At 36.1% G+C, this 19,041-nt stretch carries 17 protein-coding genes; 4 read left to right on the top strand and 13 right to left on the bottom strand.

From position 1 onward, the window contains the following. Positions 1-3 precede the first annotated feature (3 nt). The 8 genes from ACODR7_RS10985 to ACODR7_RS10950 all read right to left on the bottom strand — a co-directional run bounded on the left by ACODR7_RS10985 (position 4) and on the right by ACODR7_RS10950 (position 6,687). Positions 4-531 (bottom strand): TetR/AcrR family transcriptional regulator, encoded by a 528-nt coding sequence (locus ACODR7_RS10985; protein ID WP_488839046.1) that lies wholly within the window; start codon positions 529-531, stop codon positions 4-6. 161 nt (positions 532-692) lie between these two features. Beyond that, on the bottom strand, positions 693-1,733 hold the full coding sequence (locus ACODR7_RS10980; protein WP_488839045.1) for a TerC/Alx family metal homeostasis membrane protein: 1,041 nt from the start codon (positions 1,731-1,733) through the stop codon (positions 693-695). An 86-nt stretch (positions 1,734-1,819) separates the two neighbouring features. Then, entirely contained in the window at positions 1,820-2,428 is a 609-nt protein-coding gene (locus ACODR7_RS10975) for a TerD family protein (RefSeq protein WP_076596653.1), read from the bottom strand. A gap of 68 nt (positions 2,429-2,496) precedes the next feature. Continuing rightward, the gene (locus ACODR7_RS10970; protein WP_488839044.1) at positions 2,497-3,294 is read right to left on the bottom strand and encodes a hypothetical protein; all 798 of its coding nucleotides are present in this window, start codon (positions 3,292-3,294) and stop codon (positions 2,497-2,499) included. A gap of 166 nt (positions 3,295-3,460) precedes the next feature. Continuing rightward, the gene (locus ACODR7_RS10965; RefSeq protein WP_181416165.1) at positions 3,461-4,636 is read right to left on the bottom strand and encodes a toxic anion resistance protein; all 1,176 of its coding nucleotides are present in this window, start codon (positions 4,634-4,636) and stop codon (positions 3,461-3,463) included. A gap of 2 nt (positions 4,637-4,638) precedes the next feature. Beyond that, on the bottom strand, positions 4,639-5,196 hold the full coding sequence (locus tag ACODR7_RS10960) for a TerD family protein (protein WP_047428250.1): 558 nt from the start codon (positions 5,194-5,196) through the stop codon (positions 4,639-4,641). Then, positions 5,186-6,010, bottom strand: coding sequence for a phosphoribosyltransferase family protein (locus ACODR7_RS10955; RefSeq protein ID WP_488839043.1), 825 nt, complete (start codon positions 6,008-6,010; stop codon positions 5,186-5,188). Before ACODR7_RS10955 ends, ACODR7_RS10960 begins: the two co-directional genes overlap by 11 nt. 8 nt (positions 6,011-6,018) lie before the next feature. After that, a complete protein-coding gene (locus tag ACODR7_RS10950) occupies positions 6,019-6,687 on the bottom strand; it encodes an HAD family hydrolase (protein ID WP_488839042.1) in 669 nt (222 codons plus the stop codon). 623 nt (positions 6,688-7,310) lie between these two features. Here ACODR7_RS10950 and fusA point away from each other — a divergent pair. Continuing rightward, a complete protein-coding gene (gene fusA, locus ACODR7_RS10945; protein ID WP_488839041.1) occupies positions 7,311-9,377 on the top strand; it encodes an elongation factor G in 2,067 nt (688 codons plus the stop codon). Positions 9,378-9,538: 161 nt separating this feature from the next. Here the strand turns inward: fusA and ACODR7_RS10940 are convergent, their stop codons facing one another. Further along, positions 9,539-11,077, bottom strand: a complete 1,539-nt coding sequence (locus ACODR7_RS10940; RefSeq protein WP_488839040.1) for a SulP family inorganic anion transporter — start codon at positions 11,075-11,077, stop codon at positions 9,539-9,541. A 624-nt stretch (positions 11,078-11,701) separates the two neighbouring features. Here ACODR7_RS10940 and ACODR7_RS10935 point away from each other — a divergent pair. Further along, positions 11,702-12,127 (top strand): helix-turn-helix domain-containing protein, encoded by a 426-nt coding sequence (locus ACODR7_RS10935; protein WP_488839039.1) that lies wholly within the window; start codon positions 11,702-11,704, stop codon positions 12,125-12,127. A 14-nt stretch (positions 12,128-12,141) separates the two neighbouring features. Further along, a complete protein-coding gene (locus ACODR7_RS10930; protein WP_488839038.1) occupies positions 12,142-12,480 on the top strand; it encodes a helix-turn-helix domain-containing protein in 339 nt (112 codons plus the stop codon). 1,187 nt (positions 12,481-13,667) lie between these two features. Here the strand turns inward: ACODR7_RS10930 and ACODR7_RS10925 are convergent. From ACODR7_RS10925 to ACODR7_RS10915, 3 genes are all read right to left on the bottom strand, one after another. Continuing rightward, positions 13,668-13,889, bottom strand: a complete 222-nt coding sequence (locus ACODR7_RS10925; protein ID WP_488839037.1) for a phosphate ABC transporter substrate-binding protein — start codon at positions 13,887-13,889, stop codon at positions 13,668-13,670. Positions 13,890-14,225: 336 nt separating this feature from the next. Continuing rightward, entirely contained in the window at positions 14,226-14,753 is a 528-nt protein-coding gene (locus ACODR7_RS10920) for a DUF6584 family protein (protein WP_488839036.1), read from the bottom strand. Between the two features lie 521 nt (positions 14,754-15,274). Continuing rightward, complete coding sequence (locus tag ACODR7_RS10915) at positions 15,275-16,792, bottom strand: TROVE domain-containing protein (protein WP_488839035.1); 1,518 nt, start codon at positions 16,790-16,792, stop codon at positions 15,275-15,277. 369 nt (positions 16,793-17,161) lie between these two features. On the opposite strand from ACODR7_RS10915, the gene ACODR7_RS10910 reads away from it, so the two are divergent. Continuing rightward, positions 17,162-17,614: a VOC family protein gene (locus ACODR7_RS10910; protein WP_076596643.1), complete on the top strand. Its 453-nt coding sequence runs from the start codon at positions 17,162-17,164 to the stop codon at positions 17,612-17,614. A gap of 83 nt (positions 17,615-17,697) precedes the next feature. Here the strand turns inward: ACODR7_RS10910 and ACODR7_RS10905 are convergent, their stop codons facing one another. Next, positions 17,698-19,041, bottom strand: coding sequence for an SWIM zinc finger family protein (locus tag ACODR7_RS10905; RefSeq protein ID WP_488839034.1), 1,344 nt, complete (start codon positions 19,039-19,041; stop codon positions 17,698-17,700).

Here is a 19,041-nt window from a genome sequence, read left to right as displayed (position 1 = left end):
AACTTATTGTATTAAATTGGTAATTATTTTTTTTGACTTTTCAATGAGTTCATTGGATTTAAAAAGCTGGCTTTCTATAATACTGCTTTCAAAAAGCAGATAGATATGATCAGAAAGTTCCTCATTATTAAGCAATTCTAAAAAAAGGTTTCTCAGATCTGATTTATGAGACTGAATAACGCTCAGTATTTTAGTATTATCCATTGGAATTTCCGATAGAATATTCAGGAAGCTGCATCCCCGGAAATTTTCCTTTTCATTCATATAAACTAAAAAATCAAAAGCTTTGATGATTTTAGATTTTGACTCTTTTTCTTTGGCTAAAAAAATATTGAGTTCACCAAACCAATATTCATGTCTCACCCTCAGAAATTCTACACACAGATCTTCTTTGGATTTAAAATGCTGATAAAAGCTTGCCTTGGCAACTTCAGCTTCGGAAATAATCTGGTTGATCCCTGTAGAATTATACCCTTGTTTTGCAAACAATTCAAAGGTTGTTTCTACAATTCTTTCTCTTGGAGATTTCATATGCTTTTCTTTTCTGGAACAAATGTAGGAAAAAAAACAACATACAGACCAGTCTGTCTGTTTTATTTTTAAAATATTTTTGGGGGAGTAAGATTGGAAAATACAAATAAAAAAGCCTCCGGAAATAAATTCCAGAGGCTTTCAGTTTATTTTAAATATGATTATTCTTCCAGTTCTTCTTTCTTCTCTTCTTCTTTTTCAGGGAAGATAACGGATAAAAGAACAGAGATCACCAATACACCGCCTACGATTCCCAAAGAAATCGGGGACGGAATATGAATCCATGGAGCAATAAGCATTTTAACTCCAATGAAAGACAGGATAATTGCCAATCCGTATGGAAGCTTGCTGAACATGTGAATAAAATTGGCCAACAGGAAATATAATGATCTTAATCCTAAAATAGCAAAGATATTTGATGTATAAAGGATGAACGGGTCATTTGAAATTGCAAAGATCGCTGGGATGGAGTCTACAGCAAAAAGAACGTCCGTAAACTCGATAACACCCACTACTACTAAAAGAGGAGTTGCCATTTTGATTCCGTTCTGGATGGTGAAGAACTTATCACCATCATAGTTATCGGAAACTTTCCAGAAACTCTTGATCAGTTTTGCTCCTGCCGTATTGCTATAGTCTTCGTCATCATCATCATCACCGTCGCCCCAGGATTTGATTCCTGCATAGACAAGGAATAATCCGAATAAGGTCATCACAACGTTGATTTTAACCGCTTCACCAAAGATATTCATTTCAGGAAGGTAAGTCAGGTTAATTAACCCTACTCCTGCAAAGATGAATATAGCCCTGAAGATCAATGCTCCAATGATTCCCCAGAAAAGGACTTTGTGATGAAGAAATTTCGGAACTTTAAAGAAGCCGAAAACCAGAATAAATACAAATAAGTTATCCACAGACAAGGCTTTTTCAATCCAATAGGCAGCCTGATACTGTGTAAATTTCTCTACTGCCAAAGCGTGGCTTTCAGGGCTTCCATCGGTATTGAATACCCAATAAACCACTCCTGAAAAAACCATTGAAAGCGAGATCCATACGATGGACCAGATTGTAGCTTCTTTGGAAGATACTTCATGACTTTTTTTGTTAAATACCCCTAAGTCCAGGAGCAGCATGATAACGACCGTTACTGCAAATCCCCACACCAGACCAGGGTGCAGTTCTAAAATACTTTGATGTTCCACTTTGAGTTATGTTATTATATGATAAAAGCAACAGATGTACAGAGTACAACTATTGCTAATTTATTTACCTTTTGATTTACAATTGATTATAGATAATTCATTTGTACCGTTTGGATCGTCTGCTCCAGCTTTTTATCTGCTGTAGGATCTCCGATTGCGTTGAATTTCCATTCTCCGTTTCTCTTGTAGAAAACACCCATTACCATTGCTACGTGTCCGCTGAAAGAAGCATCATTCGCAATATCATATTTTGCAAAAACTTCTCTCACATTGGTAGGAGTTCCTTCATAAATACGGATAGAAGCAAAAGGAATGGTTCCGAAATCCTGACCTCTGTAGCTGTTCAGAACCATTGCCACATGCTCTACATTGGGTTCCAGCTGGCTGAAATCTACAGTGATCACTTCGTTATCCAATCCGTCATCTCCGTTTACGTCACCGGTAAGATCGTCTCCACTGTGTCTTACAGATCCGTTTCTGGATTTAAGATTTCCGAAATAGATTACTTCTGTAACGTTTTTATTTGAATCATATAAAATACAGCTTCCATCTAAGTCTACTGCTTCTTTTTTAGTTCCAAAAAAACCTTTCTTTTCAATTGCTCCCCAGTTAATTCCTACGCAAGCCTGGGAAAGCTCAGCTCCATTTTCTTTTTTAAGGTTGATTCTCTGACCTTTTTGTAAGTTGATAGCCATCTTTTTATCTTTAGTTGTTATTTACTTTTCTGCAAAAAAGCGAATCTTCTTTGCTTTACAAATTTCGTTTAGTTATTATTCAAATTCAGATTAAGCATTGCCCGCAAGATATTGGTTTCTTCGTCGAAGTCAAATATTTTGCTCATAATATCCATATTTTCCAGGTTTTTGATATAATCTTTTAAAACTGCTTCTACTTCTGCCGGTAACGTACGCTTTCTTTCGTTCATGCTGTGTTCCAGCTGTTCATTTTTGTTTCTCAGCTGATCAATAATAGAACTTTGGTTAGACTGATTTTCAGAAATATCCAGTTTATCCATTTCTTTGTCAAAAAGATACAATTTCTTTTCGTTTACACTGAAAATAAAATGATCATCAGACTGAAAGATTTTAAAAAGTTCATAATCACGGATTCCAACAAGATAGCCACATACGAAACGGACTTTAAATCCTTGTATATTAAGTCTTCCTAAAAGCTTTCTTTCAATGGAATAATCTTTATACTGATAAGCAGGGAAAGAATCAGATTTCAGGAGCGTTTCATCTGCTTCCGTTCTGTAAAATTCCTGAGCATATTTTTTATGAAAGTACAGTACATTTTCCCAATTGGCTGTAAAGCTATCTTCCGTAAGGTCTTTATATACCATTTTCAGATGCTTTGAAAATACTCCGCTGTATATTTTCCTGTCGGTCTCAAAACTGTCTACGCGCCTTTCTTCAAAACCTGAAATATATTTACTGTTGATGTTAATTTCATTGATGACCGCCAGCATGTCATTTTCCTTCTGCTTTTTAATTTTAGTCAGAAGTTCTATGAGGCTGTCCGTATACTGCAGGTGGAAAAGTTCCAGTTTATTGTAATCCAAAGCCGTATTTTCCTGGAACAGATTGTGGATAATATCAGTTTTGATGTAAATTGATATGATGTCAATATGTTCAAAAAAATTAGCGAGAAGCTTAAGCTTTGTTAACCTTCTTTTGCTTTGCGACAATATGGTTGCTGCATCATCCCCCACCTTAGTATCCTATAAATTAACCTCTGACATTCGCTTTAAGTTCATGCTCCAATGTCTGAAGATCCTGATCCAGCTTTCTTCTGTTATCTGCTCCCTGTTTCTGGATTTGTTTCACTTCATTCAATGTATTGATCAGCATTGATGTTGTTTCTCTCAATGTTTCTACAGACACAATAGTCTGTTCGTTTGCTCTGGCAACATTCACTGAATTCTGGCCAAGACGTTCAGCATTCTTTCTTAAAATTTCTTCTGTAGTGGAAGAGACTTTCTGCTGAATTTCAATATTCTGCTGCTGTCTGTACATGGCTACAGCCAATGAAAGCTGATTTTTCCATACAGGAAGTGTGGTGGTAAGAATCGTCTGTGCTTTTTCAGCAATAGAAACGTTATTATTCTGTACCAGTCTGATCTGCGGAAGCGACTGCATCATAATTACACGCACCACTTTAAGATCAGCCATTCTTCTGTCTAATCTTGCAATGAAATCTCTCTTATCCGCAATCTGATAATCCTGAAAATTCTGAGGAGCAGCTTCCATTTGAGCAAGCTCTACGGCAGCTCTTTCCATTCTGATATTTCCTGCAATCACAAGATCTTCAATCTGTTTGATAGAATTCACATTGCTCTCAAAAATAGTCTGAAGTACAGCGTTATCTTTTGTAGAGGTGATGATTCCTGCATTTACTTTATAAGAGATCTGCTCGATATTATTGATGATCTTATCATATTTTGCAAAAAGATTTTCCACCTGAGTCATCACCTTCTTCATGAATGGTAATTTACTCAGGAAGCTTTTTACTTTATTTCCGTGAAGCTCCTCTACATCTACATAATTAAGCTCTACCAAAAGATCATTGATAAGTCCTCCTACTTCTCCGGAGTTGGATCTTCTTACATTTCCTAAGAAGCTGTCACTCTGATTGGTTAATGTTTTCTGAAGTTCCGCCCCGAAATTCACGATAGAACCTGGGTTGGCTTCGTCAATAGAGTTCGCAAGAACTTCATATTTCTGACGTTCTTCTGACTGCAGCTGAGTAAGGTTTACATTTCCTTCTCTATCCACAAGAACTGCCGGCGCTGCATTCTGAACAGGCTGAGCCGGAGTTGGAGGAACCATTGGAGTCGGTTCAAAGGTTTTAAGAGGTTCTATTGATCCTAGCGGATCTATGGGTTGATTTTCCTGATTGTCCATAATTACTTCTGATAAATTGATACAAATTTCTCAAGGCCGTCTCTCTGTCCTGCCCCTACAGCCTCAAATTTCCATTCTCCGTTTCTGTTGTAGATTCTTCCGAATTCTACAGCGGTTTCGATGGAGAAATCTTCGTCTAATTCATATTTTAAGATCTCTTCATTCGTATCTGTATTGAAAATTCTGATGAAAGAATTTCTTACCTGTCCAAAGTTTTGTTTTCTCGAATCAGCTTCGTGAATGGTTACTACTACTGTAATTTCTTTGATAGCATCATCAATCTTTGTAAGATCAATTTTGATCTGCTCATCATCACCTGATCCTTCTCCTGTAAGGTTATCTCCTGTATGAATTACAGATTTGTCCGGAGATTCAAGGTTGTTATAGAAAATAAAGTGATTATCTGAAACTAATTTTTTATCGTCCCCAAGCAAAAATAAAGAAGCATCAAGGTCGAAAGCTGTTCCTGTAGAAGTATTATTGATATCCCATCCTAAACCTACAGTAAATTTAGGTGCGTTAATGTTTTCTCTTTGTCCTTTTTGTAAGTTAATAGCCATAATATAATTCCGTTTGTGTTAAAGTATTGATATTGTTTTCGTATTCTTTTATTAAATGATAGTTGTTACTGATCGCCAGCTCCAAAAGCAGGTCCATCTGTTTCTTTTTTACTTTAGACGTAAGATAATCAAAATTACCTGAATCCAACCCTAAAATATATTTTACAATCCTTGTATTGAACTGAAAGCTTTCTTTATTCATCACTTCTGCAACATGATTTACATTTTTTACAGCATAGTAATTGAAAAAGTTTTCAATTTTCGGGTCAAGGTCAAAATTCATCAGCTCTGCATAATACAGAAACATAAAGTCAGCCTCCACGCTATATTCGTCCAGGATTCTATTGACTGTATATTCATGACTTCCCGTGATTTTGATATCGTCTATAAAAATACAAAGTTTTCCTCTCAAAAAATCCTTATCGATATAATAAGTATCATTGGCGATCAGATTTTTTCGGTCTTCAAAATTAAGATTCCCGTAATCTGTGATGTAAGTATGATTACGATTGATTTTAGATAAAATGCTTGACTTTTTTCCTTTTTGAAACAAATAAAAATCAAGATGTTTTTTAAAGTAAAAACATAAAAAATTGGATGCTGTAGGAATCGCCATGTACGGACTTGGAAGTACAACAATTTCTTTATCCGTATTTAAGAGTTCTTCATTTTCCGAAATAAATCCGTCGAATAATTCTCTTGCAAATTTTTCAGCATACGACTTATCGCCATATTTAAAATAACTGTATTCCGCAGGGGAGAAAGTAAACTCATCCGCCGAATGAATGTGGTGTAAGCTGTATCTTGTATTCATGTTTATTGTTAGTGTTTAAGTAAATGCGCACTGAAACCAAAGTTCTTTGCTCCCTGATAATCTGCTACGGGATTATCTCCGATGTGCAGGATCTGGTGCAGCGGCAAATCCTGATCTTTGATCTTATTCTTCACTTCCTGAAAAATAAGCGGATTTGGTTTGGAACAGTTGATTTCATCAGAATAGATATGGAAGTCTATATACTGATCCAGGTTTTCATGAATCAGAAATTTCCTCATTGTTTTTCCTTTGATAAAGCCTGTATTACTCAGAATATTAATGGTCTTACCCTGATTTTTGATATCTTCAAAAAAATTGTGAATATTCTCAAAAATCACCATCGGCCTGTATTCCAGGAACAGTTCTTCACTTTTGTTGTAAAACATATTGAGATTTTCTTTATTCAACTGTTTCACATCTACATCCAGCGAACCGAGAATCATCAAATAGATCTCAAAAGTGTCTATATTTCCTCCCGTCACTTCATTAATAGTATTGCAAAGATCATCGTAATATTTTACGGTTTTCGTAACCTGTTCTATCGGTTTATCTACATTAAAAAATGAGGAGAACAGCTCAACTCTTTTTGTTTTAAATTCAGGATGAGATTTGATTAAAGTGAGCCACAGGTCAAAGGAAAAATGACGGTGGTTATGGATGTCGATATCTGTTTTCAATAGGTTTTAAGTTAAAAGTTTTTATTTAGCTTTTTGAAAAAGATGCAATTTTTTTATCAGCAAAAAGTGTCTATAATACTATTCTTCCCAAAGATAAAATATTTATCATAAAAGCATTACGTCCGTTATCTGTTTTAAGATATTTTTATGAAATTCCTGAAATTTGACAGTCACACGGAAGGTGATTTACGAAGTGTTTACTATCCGCACACAAAAAAATAGTTGAAAAAATTCTTTGAAAATCAAAAAAAAATTATAATTTCGCAACCGATTAAAAATCAACAATGTCAACAAAAATGATAAATATTATAACCTTAAGCAATCCTGTCAGAGCTGTGTTCTTTGGCAGCACTGAATATTTATCTGAATAGTTCTATAGATCTTTTATACCCAAAAATATATTAAAGACCTGTCTATTCGGATAGGTCTTTTTTGCTGCCCTGATTTCAGACTTTAACAATTCAAAAAACTTCTGTTATTTGTTAAGATCTCTGAAAATTTCACTTTGATACAGAATACATTTTTTTTACCGGCTTTATAAGACCGGAGTGTATTTTGCGTTCATTTTTTTCAGAACCTTTTCTAAATACAGATCTAAAAATCAACAATTTAAATCAAACAAAATGAAATATAACACACGAAATATAGGGATCATAGCACACGTAGACGCAGGAAAAACAACGTTATCAGAAAGGCTTCTGTATTACACCGGGCTTATTCATAAAATTGGTAATGTAGATGACGGAAATACCACCATGGATAAAGACATACAGGAAAGAAACAGAGGCATTACCATTTCATCCGCTGCAGTTTCTACCCAATGGAAAAAAGACGATAAAGTGTATAACATCAACATTATTGATACACCAGGCCACATTGATTTTGCTGTGGAAGTGGAACGTTCATTAAGAGTTTTAGATAGTGTAGTCGCTGTTTTCTGTGCTTCTTCAGGAGTTCAGCCACAGACTGAAAATGTCTGGTTCCAGGCTGAAAAACACGGAACATCCAAAATCTGTTTCATCAATAAAATGGACAGAATTGGGGCAGACTTCTTTGCGGTTCTTCATGAGATAAAAACCAAACTGAATGCTGTTCCTCTTGCCCTTCAGATTCCGATTGGCGCTGAAAACCATTTTGAAGGAGTAATCGATCTTGTTAAAATGAAAGCGTTATACTGGAATGATGAAAACGGAGAAACCATTGTGGAAAAGGAAATTCCCGACCATTATATTGCTGAAGCTGATGAATACAGAATGAAGCTAATGGAAACTCTTGCAGAATATGATGAGATGTTCTTTGAGATTTTTATGGATACAGAACAAAAAGTCACTCTTGAAATGCTCTCGGAAGCTATACAAAGTGTCTGCAAATCAGGATCTGCCGTACCTGTTTTATGTGGCTCTGCTTTTAAGAATAAGGGAATCCAGCCTCTTCTTGATGCTGTGGTCACTTATCTGCCTGCTCCGGATCAACTCGCTGACCTTCAGGGAAGAGATCCTCAAACAGAAGAAACAGTAACATTGGAAAGAAATGAATCTGCTGCTTTTTCAGGACTTGTTTTCAAAGTATTGATTGACAAACATATGGGAAGACTGGCTATGCTTCGTATGTATTCCGGAAGGATACAATCCGGAGATACGATACTGAATGTAAGAACGGGTGAAAGTTTCAGGATTTCCAGGATTTTACAAATGCAGTCGGACAAAACGTTATCTCTTGAAGAAGCTAAAGCTGGAGATATTGTTGCCTTAACAGGAATAAAAGATGCCAAAACCGGAGATTCTTTATCTTCTGTACACAAGCCGGTATTACTGGAAGCCATCACAATTCCGACTCCTGTGATCAGAGTTGCTATCGAGCCAAAAACCAATGGTGATGAGAAATCTTTCGGTTTGGTGCTGGCAAAAATTCAGGAAGAAGATCCTTCTTTAGTGGTTGAAAGAGATCCGCAGACCGGGGAAACTTTATTGAGTGGATTGGGTGAACTTCATCTTGAAGTCACTTTGGAAAAAATCCGTCTGAATCATGGTATTGAAATCAATCAGGGAAAACCTAAAGTTTCTTATCGTGAGATCTTAACGGAAACTAAAGTTCACAGAGAAAAGCTTTCCAAACAAAACGGAGGAAGCGGTCAGTTTGCTGATATTACTTTTGAAATCGGACCAGGAAATGACCATGAACACGGATTGGAGTTTGTTAACCTGATCAAAGGAGGAGTTATTCCGACTGAATTCATTCCTTCCGTTGAAAAAGGTTTCAGAGAAGCTATGGAACACGGACCTTTGAACGGATATCCTCTGGAAAACATGAAAGTCACTCTTCTTGACGGCTCTTTCCATGCTCAGGATTCTGCAGCATTTGATTTCGAAATTGTTGCAAGAGAAGGATTCAAAACGGCAGCAAAAGGATGTGGTCCTAAACTGATGGAACCTGTCATGCAGGTAGAGATCCAAAGTATAGAGGAATACACAGGTGCTGTCACTGCGGATATTAACAGAAGAAGAGGAATGATCACTTCTATTGATGAAAGATCAGGAAGAAAAATTTTTGCAGCAGAAGTTCCTTTAGCTTCCACTTTCGGGTACATCTCTGACCTGAGAACACTGACTAGCGGACGCGCTTCTATCAGCATGAAATTATCACACTATGCTTTAGTGCCTGATTTTATTGCCAACACATTGATCACCTAACCAAGCAAGGACTGTAGATTTTTTCTTACAGTCCTTGTCTGGTTATGAGGAGTTTTTATAGTTAAAAGTCAATCGTCAATTCGCTGCGCTTGTCAATTTTTTCTAAACTACAAAAATTCACCATTCACTTGCGAAGCAAAATTCACCCATTTCCTTCTTCCCTATTTTTCCAGCATTACCTTATAGGTAGGATCTTCAAGGATATTAATTTCGACTACGGCTTCTGCATTTTTAAGTATTTTCCGGCAGTCTTCGCTGAGATGACGCAGGTGTAAGGTTTTATGATATTGCCTATACCGTTTGGATAATTTGTCCAGAGCATCAATGGCACTCATATCTACAATACGGCTTTCTTTAAAATCAACCACCACCTGATCAGGATCATTCATAGGATCAAATTTATCTGTAAACGCTGTCACTGAACCGAAAAATAAAGGTCCGTATATTTCGTAATACTTCACTCCATTTTCATCCTCATATTTTCTGGCTCTGATTCTTTTAGCATTATCCCAGGCAAAAACCAATGCTGAAATGATCACTCCAATCAAGACTGCTAAAGCCAGGTTATGTAAAATCACCGTAACCAATGCCACAGTAACTCCGACGAAGATATCAGACTTCGGCATTTTATTCACAATCCTGATCGATACCCACTGAAAAGTACTGATAGCCACCATCATCATCACTCCTACCAAAGCTGCCATAGGAATTTTCTCTATGACTGGTGCTCCACACAGAATAATGATTAAAATTAATAATGATGCTATAATCCCGGATAATCTGGCTCTGGAACCGGCGTTAAGATTCACCAGCGTTTGCGCTACCATTGCACATCCACCCATTCCACCAAAGAAACCATTGGTAATATTAGCCAGCCCCTGAGCTACGGATTCTTTATTTGCATTTCCTTTTGTATTGGTAATCTCATCTACCATCGATAATGTCAGAAGGGATTCAATAAGACCTACTCCGGCCATAATTAAAGCATAAGGGAAAATAATCTGTAAAGTTTCCAGCGAAAAAGGAATCTGCGGGATATGAAAATTGGGAAGATTTCCACTGATATGAGCGATATCCGCTACCGTTTTTGTCGGAATATTAAATCCGAGAACAATTGCAAAGACAACTATAATTGCCACAAGAGAGGCTGGGACAACTTTTGTGATTTTCGGAAAAAAATAAACAATTACGATTGTAAGAGCCGTTAAGCCTGCCATGATATACAAAGGCATTCCCTGCAGCCAGCTTACCCCATCATTACTATCCGTGATTTTGAACTGCTCTACCTGTGCCATGAAAATAATAATGGCCAAACCGTTCAGGAATCCGTACATAACGGGTTGTGGAATCAGCCTTACAAATTTGCCCAGTTTAAAGACTCCTACCATCATCTGAAGGATTCCGGCAAGTGCTACGGTGGCAAAAAGATATTCTATCCCATGAGATTGTATTAAAGCAATCAGCACAACGATAGTTGCCCCTGCTCCACCGGAGACCATCCCCGGACGTCCTCCTAAAACAGCTGTTACCAATCCCATCATAAAAGCTGCATAAAGCCCTGTAAGAGGAGACAGACCGGTCAGGATAGCAAATGAAAGAGATTCAGGAATCATCGTCATCGCTACAGTAAAGCCAGCCAGCAATTCATTTTTATAATTGATTTTTTTCGAAAAATCGAATAAGCTTATAGTATTTTTCATTGATAGGCAAAGGTATGGACTGTACCGATGGTATACAATTTTTTCTTTTTTATCATTTTTTGAGAAACAAATCCACCATTTAAATAATTCCCACATCAGCTCTTATAATATGTTAATTTTAATTAAAATCAACATATAATGTATAATTTTTATATTTATGATTCTTTTTACTTCTTATTTTTGTCTACATTTGAAAAAGAATAAGCAATTATTCGGTACTAATTTAAAATTCAATGTGTAAAAAGCTGTTTATCAGTTTATCTGCAGCTTGAACTCATAGAATTGCATAAAACCTTAATAGGTTATATATTATTTGACACAAATGGCAGGAAAAGAAGTTTGAAAGAGAAGAAGAGAAAACCATTGAAAATAAAGAATATATTGCAAGTACATTAAGGTGATTCCTACCCGCCTGTTATTAAGATATTTAGCAAAATACATATCCACTTTTATAAGATAAATAGTAGTCTTATAAAAACCTATTTTAGTATTCTTAAATCATTGTTTTTATTGTTCATCAATTTCAAATTTTTGCGAATTATTCCCTGCAAAGCATAATATATACAACACCTATTCTCGTTTTTTTATATATAAGTTTAAACAAAAGAACAATATTCAGTAAAAATGTTATATAAAGAAATCCATATTGGGAAATTTATAAAGGAAAGAGTTGATGAAAATGAAATTACAGTAGAGAGGATATGCAAATTTTTAAGTAAAGATGAAGAGACTGTTGAAATGATGTATGACAGTAAATCAATGGATACGGATCTTCTTTTAAGATGGAGCAAATTACTGGAATATGATTTTTTCAGACTTTACAGCTCACATTTGATTTTATACGCCCCTCCTTCCGCCATTAACAAAAACCAGCAGAAGTCCGAAAAAACACCTTATTTCAGGAAAAATATTTACACTCAGGAAATCAAAGACTTTATCATGAAAAGAATTCTTTCCGGTGAGATGACCCAAAGTGAAGTGATTAAAGAATATTCTATTCCGAAAAGTACGCTTCACAGATGGCTTCAGAAGAGCAATAATGCAAACTGATAAACAGATAAGACATGCGCCCAAATTACAAAAGAATTTATCAGGATATGCTAAAGATGGAATATCCTGAAAGGCTGAAAGATCCGAAAATCAAAGAACTTCTTGAAAAGCTTCACACCAGTGATGATGTACTTAAGTTCAATGAAAAGCTGTTCAAGCAATCCAGAGAAAATCAAAAACTCAAAACCTATGACAGGCAGACTATGCTGAAACTGCTTCAGTATCAAAAAAAGCATGGTCATTCCACGAGTTATATGTCAAGAAAATATAAAATAAGCAGAACAACGCTTTCCAAATGGAAAGCAATGTTTGAAAAAGAGCTTGATGATACAATGAAAATTGCCGGTCAATAATCTACCTGCATTTTTTTAAAGGTAATAGTAAGGAAAAAACCGGGCTAACCATTGGCCGGAGTCGAACCGGATAACCTTGCCGGAGTGACCGGCTTCGCTATTCCTCCCATAATTGTGTTACGATGAATTTTTCCTGACGACACTTCAAAATGGAATATAAAGAAGCTGGAAGTGGGCAGAAGAAAGGGATTAAAGCCTGATGATCTATCTGACTTTATAGAAAATTATATACAAAGATCTTTCAACGTCCCACTTCCGACTTCTTGTATATTGTAAAAACAAGGCAAAAAACGAATAATGCAGTCGTGCTCTAACCAGCTGAGCTACTCTTCCTATATAGACTGTGTTTTTTATTGTGGAAGAGACGGGACTCGAACCCGTGACCCCGTCGTGATGAGCGAAGTAACATTTTTCTACGGCACTCTTTTACAAATCAAGGTAATATTTTTCAGAATCTTCCATGCATTTGCTCTACCTGCTGAGCTACCTCTCCTTTTCGGGGGAGAAGGCAGGATTCGAACCTGCGACCCAATGTTTACTCAATCTCGAAGTATGATTCTAAGACGACACTTGATTTTTATTTTTAGTTATTAGTTTTCTTTTTACAAAATTATATTGATACTGCGCAATCTATTTACGTAGTGTAAATTTTTATTTACCTATTTGTTCGTTTTGCCTTGAAGCAAAAGAACCAAAAATTCAAGACCTGGAAACTCCGGCTAAAAATAACCTACACTCTCTAAAAATTCTAAAACTTGCGCGAATGTTATTTTAGTTCTTCGCTTCACTTTCTGTGTCGCGCTTCAAACAATAGAATTTTCTTACCGTTCGTATAGTTTATTTTCTTAACGCCTCCATTTCCTATGTCATATTTCCATAGTTCTCATCGCTGGAAATTTCGACTTTTATTACTTTTTTTCAGTGATGTGATTTAAATAAAAGAGGCTAGATTCGAAAAGACTTTTACAAGATCATTTTCATGATCTGTTATGGAGTCGAACCAATATTATACCGAAGTAAGCCTTCTCTACGGCACTCTTTTATAGCATCAGGGTAAAAGCGGCTGAATCTTTTCTATACCATCTACTCTGCCATTTGAGCTACATTCCGTTTACAACAGGAATGGCAGGAATTGAACCTGCATCTGACGGGGGACTCGAAGTATGATTCCAAAACGACACCTGATTTTAATTTTTCCATTGGGTTTTTCTGTATTTCTTCCAGCATCGCTGGAACTTTTTATACGTTGCATTCACCACTTCAAAACCGTGTGGAAAACATCGCGAACAACCCATTTCATTTCCATATAAGATTCTGGAAATCTGTACACCGGAAATTTTCTTTGGGAAGTTAATCAATTCATATTCATTGAATCCGAATTTCTTTCTTAACGCTTTAGCTTTTTTCATAAGTATTGAGTATTAACCTCAATACAGTGCTTCTTTTAGATCTGGTTTATAATTATTCATGGTTACTAGTTTTCTTTCTACAAATTATATTCTTACTGCGCATTCTTTTTACGCAGTTATTTTTTATTAAAAACCAAGCAATGAATCATAAGAGTAGTTAATGTTCAATTGAAAGTTGACGATGAAACTCTTATGAACGGCATTGGTTAGCTACCGGGCAATCTGGTGAAAGACTTTGTCAGTTTGGAATCGAAGTAAGTCTTTCTAACGGCACCAGTAATATTAACACTGCAAAATTATATTGTAAGTACGCAATCTTTTTACGCAGTTTTATTTTTAATAAGAAAATAATGATGAAATCATTTCAAAAAGTTTTAAAACACCTAAAATCGGAAGTAAAATAATGAATCCGATCAATAAAAAGATTCCGATTTTACTTAAAAAATCTGTTTTATTTTCTGAATAGTTTCCTTTCTCTCTTGTTTTGGTTTTGAAAACAGGAATCTGTTTTGTGATTGTAAGACTATTCTGTTCAAGTTCAGTGATTACTTTCAACGCATATTCATCAAGCAGATTTTTATCTCCTCTGAAAACAATGTCTTTTAAAATGGCATTTCCTGAATTGCTTAAAGACTTTATGTAAATCTCTACTGCATTTTCCATTTCATTATTCTCCGGTGCAGACAGAATCCAGAATTTACCTGCTTCATCAAGAAATCCTGCTTCAAAGTAAATATATCCTAACTTTTTTCTGAGGGAAAGATCATCAGGAAACTGATTGATCATATTTCTCAATCTGTCGCATGCCTTTTTCTTTCTGCCTTCTTTAAGATCCTGTTCAATTCTGTACAATAAATTTCCCATTGTTGTTTAGCAGTTTTATTTTTTATTTACCTATTTGTTCGTTTTGCCTTGAAGCAAAAGAACCAAAAGAACCAAAAGTTCAAGACCTGGAAATTCCGGCTAAAAACAACCTGCACTCTCTAAAAATTCTAAAACTTGCGCAAATGTTATATTAGTTCTTCGTTTCACTTTCTGTGTCGCACTTCAAACAATAGAATTTTCTTACCGTTCGTATAGCTTATTTTCTTAACGCCTCCATTTCCTATGTCATATTTTTATAGTCCTCATCGCTGGAAATTTCAACTTTTTATTATTATTTTTCATATACATTCTGATCTATTTTACAAAGAACTATTACTTCATGATCAAGAAGAATTCACCATTCTTAATTTAGAATTTTTTTATTCCTAGCCCCGATTGCAACGGCATCCTTTTTCTGAAGGGCTTGAAGAAGGCTTTGGCGAAAAAGATAGAGTGAAAAGCGGGATTAAGCTCCTGAATATATTGATTGTTTTTATTCTATATTTTAAAAGCAGTGCCTGTTACAGCACTACTTTCTGAATCATTTTCACTGCCGATTTTTTGTCTTCCAAAGCATTCAGTACATCGAAAATTTTGTCAGACCAACCTGCAATAAGGTGTACATCATCCTTCCTGATATCAAGCGGCTGTGTACCATAACCAGCAAGGTCAAAAATATACAGCTTTGCATGAGGAACGATGGCTTTGTACTTTTTCCACACGTCTTCAAAGGAGTTTCTGTTTCCTCTGCTATCCCATAGCTGAGTATCCGTGAAAAGCATTACTTTATCCACCTGCTCTCTTCTTTTGATAAGGTCTTCGATCACCAGATAGCCATTGGTAGAATATCCTACTTCGCCTTCACGCTTGTAGAATGCATCTACGTTTCTCAAAATACCATTTTTCGGCATAGGAACTCTTAGCCAACGGTCGCCGAAGATACCTGTCACCACGTTTTTACACTGTGACTGCAGGATCATAGACATCAGCAAACCGATATCATAGAGTAAAATTTTACTTTTGGCAGAAACTGCTTTCTGCATAGAACCCGAGACATCCGCAGCGATCACTACTGAAGTGTCAAAACCAAAACCTTTGATATTTCTGGCACTCACTACAACAGCATTTTCCAATGCTTCCAATACTGAGGACAGATAAGGAGAATCGATATTTTTTAATTCTCTGTAAGCCGCCAGAAACCGGAATGGGAGCTGTTTTGAATTGGATACTGCTCTTTCATCGGAAAGATAGGCGCATACTTTTTTCATGGCATCAGAAGACACTCCAGCTTCCAGGATATTCCTCAGGTTTCTCATGGTTGCCATATAACCCAGTTTGTTGCTGAAGATCAATTCTTCCCACTTGTTTCTGAAAGCCAGTTTTCTTTCTGCATCATCTGCAAATTTCGCTTGGCCCAGAACGGAAAGCTCCACTTCCCAGGTATAAGGTGTTTCCAGTGTATTGTTGGCAATTTTGTTGAAAACTGTTTGCTGATTTTCATCTTTAGCTTTCGGGTGTACCAGGAATAATGCGTCTTTCAGGGTTACTTCCGCTTTTCTGTTATATTTTGCAAACTGGTATTCATCAAATTTATTGAATGATTTCACCAGACCTTTCTGAATCTGCTTTGAAAGCTTGTTCAGTTTTTTGATATCTGATCTTTTGTTGGCAAGCTGGTAATATGCCAGCAATTCTGTGATTTCATCTGCTCTCTGCACGACTCCGTCTACTGTTTTGCTTACAAGGTCTGTACCGGAAGTCCGCTTTGCCAATTCGGTTGTTAAAACCAATGGAATGGATCTTAAGTACATATTTTTTCTAGCATATACGGCCAGTTTTGCCACAAATTCAGGATCATTTTTTTTGATCAGAGACTGGATTCTCACCAATCTGTCATTTCCTTTTTCATAATTGGCATCGGACAGTCCTGTTGTAACAACAGCACTATACAACTCTTCTGCAGGTGTCATGGCATATGCTTTTGCACCTTCATAGTTCTGTACTACTTTATTTTCTTTTCTTAAAAAATTAAATTTCATGGTTACTGTTTTTATTGTTAAACATGGAAAGGATTAATACTTCCTCTCTGATTTCTGATGCAAAGTAAAAACGATATTACGCAACCTTTTTGCGTAGTAATTTTTTCTTTGATTTTTTTAATTTTTATTTTTGAAAGGTGATTGAAAGGAGATTTAAATTCGATATAATAATTGAATAACTGTAGCAGATTTTAAGTTTTGGCTCTAAAGCCTACCTCTATTGAATTAACATTAAAAAAATATTGATATTCAACAAGAATCTAATTCTTAATTATAAACTCCTTCTATTATTCATTTTCAAGAAAGGAATCGTCTATACCACTTTTTCCGGCAAAGGTTTTCTAGCTTTGCTTTTATTAAAATTGAACTATGATTAAAGGAATATATGAAACCCATGTTCAGGTAAGCAATCTGGAAAATGCGATACTGTTTTATACGGAAGTATTAGGGCTAAAGCTAGCTCATAGGGATAAAACCAGGCCTATTGCTTTTTTATGGGTGGGAGAAGAAAAGGAATTTATGCTGGGATTATGGGAGCAAAAGGAAAATCTTCAGACCAGACATTTTGCTTTTTCCAGCAGTAAGGAGGATATTTTGAATTATTCTGTGGAGTTTCTAGAAAAAAAGAATTTAAAACCTTACAATTTTCTGAAAAACGGAAGTACAGAGCCTATGGTATTTGCATGGATGCCTGCACTGGCTATTTATTTTAATGATCCTGATGGAAACCAGCTTGAGTTTATTTCTATTCTGGAGGGTGAAGGCAGACCGGAACTGGGAGTACTGAGCTATGAGGAATGGATGAAGCAGACTGGTAATTAATAAGACACTAATACAACACAGTGGCGCAAGATGTTGCGCCTTTGTGCTGCTCAACAAAATGATAAAATGAGCATCAGCATTATTTAAACATTAACCAGTCTTTTTACCGCCAATACATGTTTACAGGGACCTCTTTCTCCCTGATATTTACTGAACCATTCGCAGGTGCAACGCTCTTTTTCTTCTTGAATGATTACTATATGATGTACACCGGTTCCTTTTACTCTGGCTTCTGTTCTTTCTTTATTATTATTTAAGATTTCTACTTTTCCGTCCTCTATCAATTTCTGAGCATTTTTTATACGAGGATTGAGTCCAATAATACGGTTTAATTTAAAAGGAAGTCTACGATAGAAAAATTCTCTGTCATTAAGATCATAACCTAGTAATCCCATTGCGGCAAACCTGCCTGTAATATTTTCAACTTTATCAAAACTGATATGCTCTTCCAAGGCAAGTCTGCGGGGATTAAAAGACTGATTGGCATAGGCATATTTATCCAATGCATCAATCCATTCATCAGGAACATCTGAAATCAGACTATCCAACACTGCTCCTTCACCTGAAAAACCTCTCCAGCATTCTCTCGATAAAGAAAAACTAAACCGGATATTTCCCATACTGAGTTGCCATGTAGTAGACTGCATATTAACATGTGCAAAAACCTGCATACCATCAATATAAGGAAGAAGGGGTTCTAAAAGACGAAGCCTGTGAAGTCCTCCTATGCAAACAGAATCCGCAGATTGTACCGGAGAGAAAACAGGTTTATTTCCTCTCACAATTAAATAATAGTCTGACTTCACCACTCCTTTCGGCATTCCTCTAAACAATTGCTGTGTCTGGATTTTATTGAAGGTATGAAGCTTTTCTGATTCTGATAAATACACCTGAACAGTTCCCAGTCCTTTGATCCATTTTACAGGCAAAGGCACTTTTCTTTCTGTTATTTTACTTTCCTCTTTGTATAGGCCCACTTCTTTTTGTCCTACAGAAAGTATAATTTTTTCATTAGGACGAATGCTTCCTAATGCAGTTATCATAGGCTGATTGAAATCCACATTCGTTGTTCCGTTTTCAAGAAACTCTCCATCCAATCCCTCTGGCAGCACATCTACTCTTGCATACACTCCCGCACAATGAGAAAAACCTTCCAACCTTAATCTTTCATTTCCTGCCGTCACTATGGGATCTTTAAGAAGTACCATCTGAAAAGGAGACAGGTTAAAGCTGGATTTTACAATATTGGAAAGCGTGATCAGACATCGGGCCAAAATAAAGGGCTGCCCAACATTTCCCCAGAAAAAACAGGGAGCATCAGTGTTTTTATGTATCTCACTGTACTTGGCGAGAAATAATTCTTCAAGAGCACCTTTCTTAACTAAAGCGGATGCTCCTGAATAGTTGTAAAAAAGCGTATCTTCCAT

The sequence above is a fragment of the Chryseobacterium sp. FG46 genome, assembly GCF_057809135.1.
This window is presented reverse-complemented; position numbering and strand designations above follow the sequence as displayed.

What these genes read in the sequence shown, in the direction of transcription:
- ACODR7_RS10910 (WP_076596643.1), top strand. Translation starts at nt 17,162, where the DNA reads ATGATTAAAGGAATATATGAAACCCATGTTCAGGTAAGCAATCTGGAA.
- ACODR7_RS10935 (WP_488839039.1), top strand. Translation starts at nt 11,702, where the DNA reads ATGTTATATAAAGAAATCCATATTGGGAAATTTATAAAGGAAAGAGTT.
- ACODR7_RS10960 (WP_047428250.1), bottom strand. Translation starts at nt 5,196, where the DNA reads ATGGCTATTAACTTACAAAAAGGACAAAGAGAAAACATTAACGCACCT.
- ACODR7_RS10965 (WP_181416165.1), bottom strand. Translation starts at nt 4,636, where the DNA reads ATGGACAATCAGGAAAATCAACCCATAGATCCGCTAGGATCAATAGAA.
- ACODR7_RS10920 (WP_488839036.1), bottom strand. Translation starts at nt 14,753, where the DNA reads ATGGGAAATTTATTGTACAGAATTGAACAGGATCTTAAAGAAGGCAGA.
- ACODR7_RS10975 (WP_076596653.1), bottom strand. Translation starts at nt 2,428, where the DNA reads ATGGCTATCAACTTACAAAAAGGTCAGAGAATCAACCTTAAAAAAGAA.
- ACODR7_RS10985 (WP_488839046.1), bottom strand. Translation starts at nt 531, where the DNA reads ATGAAATCTCCAAGAGAAAGAATTGTAGAAACAACCTTTGAATTGTTT.
- ACODR7_RS10940 (WP_488839040.1), bottom strand. Translation starts at nt 11,077, where the DNA reads ATGAAAAATACTATAAGCTTATTCGATTTTTCGAAAAAAATCAATTAT.
- ACODR7_RS10925 (WP_488839037.1), bottom strand. Translation starts at nt 13,889, where the DNA reads ATGAAAAAAGCTAAAGCGTTAAGAAAGAAATTCGGATTCAATGAATAT.
- ACODR7_RS10905 (WP_488839034.1), bottom strand. Translation starts at nt 19,041, where the DNA reads ATGGAAGATACGCTTTTTTACAACTATTCAGGAGCATCCGCTTTAGTT.
- ACODR7_RS10930 (WP_488839038.1), top strand. Translation starts at nt 12,142, where the DNA reads ATGCGCCCAAATTACAAAAGAATTTATCAGGATATGCTAAAGATGGAA.
- ACODR7_RS10915 (WP_488839035.1), bottom strand. Translation starts at nt 16,792, where the DNA reads ATGAAATTTAATTTTTTAAGAAAAGAAAATAAAGTAGTACAGAACTAT.
- ACODR7_RS10955 (WP_488839043.1), bottom strand. Translation starts at nt 6,010, where the DNA reads ATGAATACAAGATACAGCTTACACCACATTCATTCGGCGGATGAGTTT.
- fusA (WP_488839041.1), top strand. Translation starts at nt 7,311, where the DNA reads ATGAAATATAACACACGAAATATAGGGATCATAGCACACGTAGACGCA.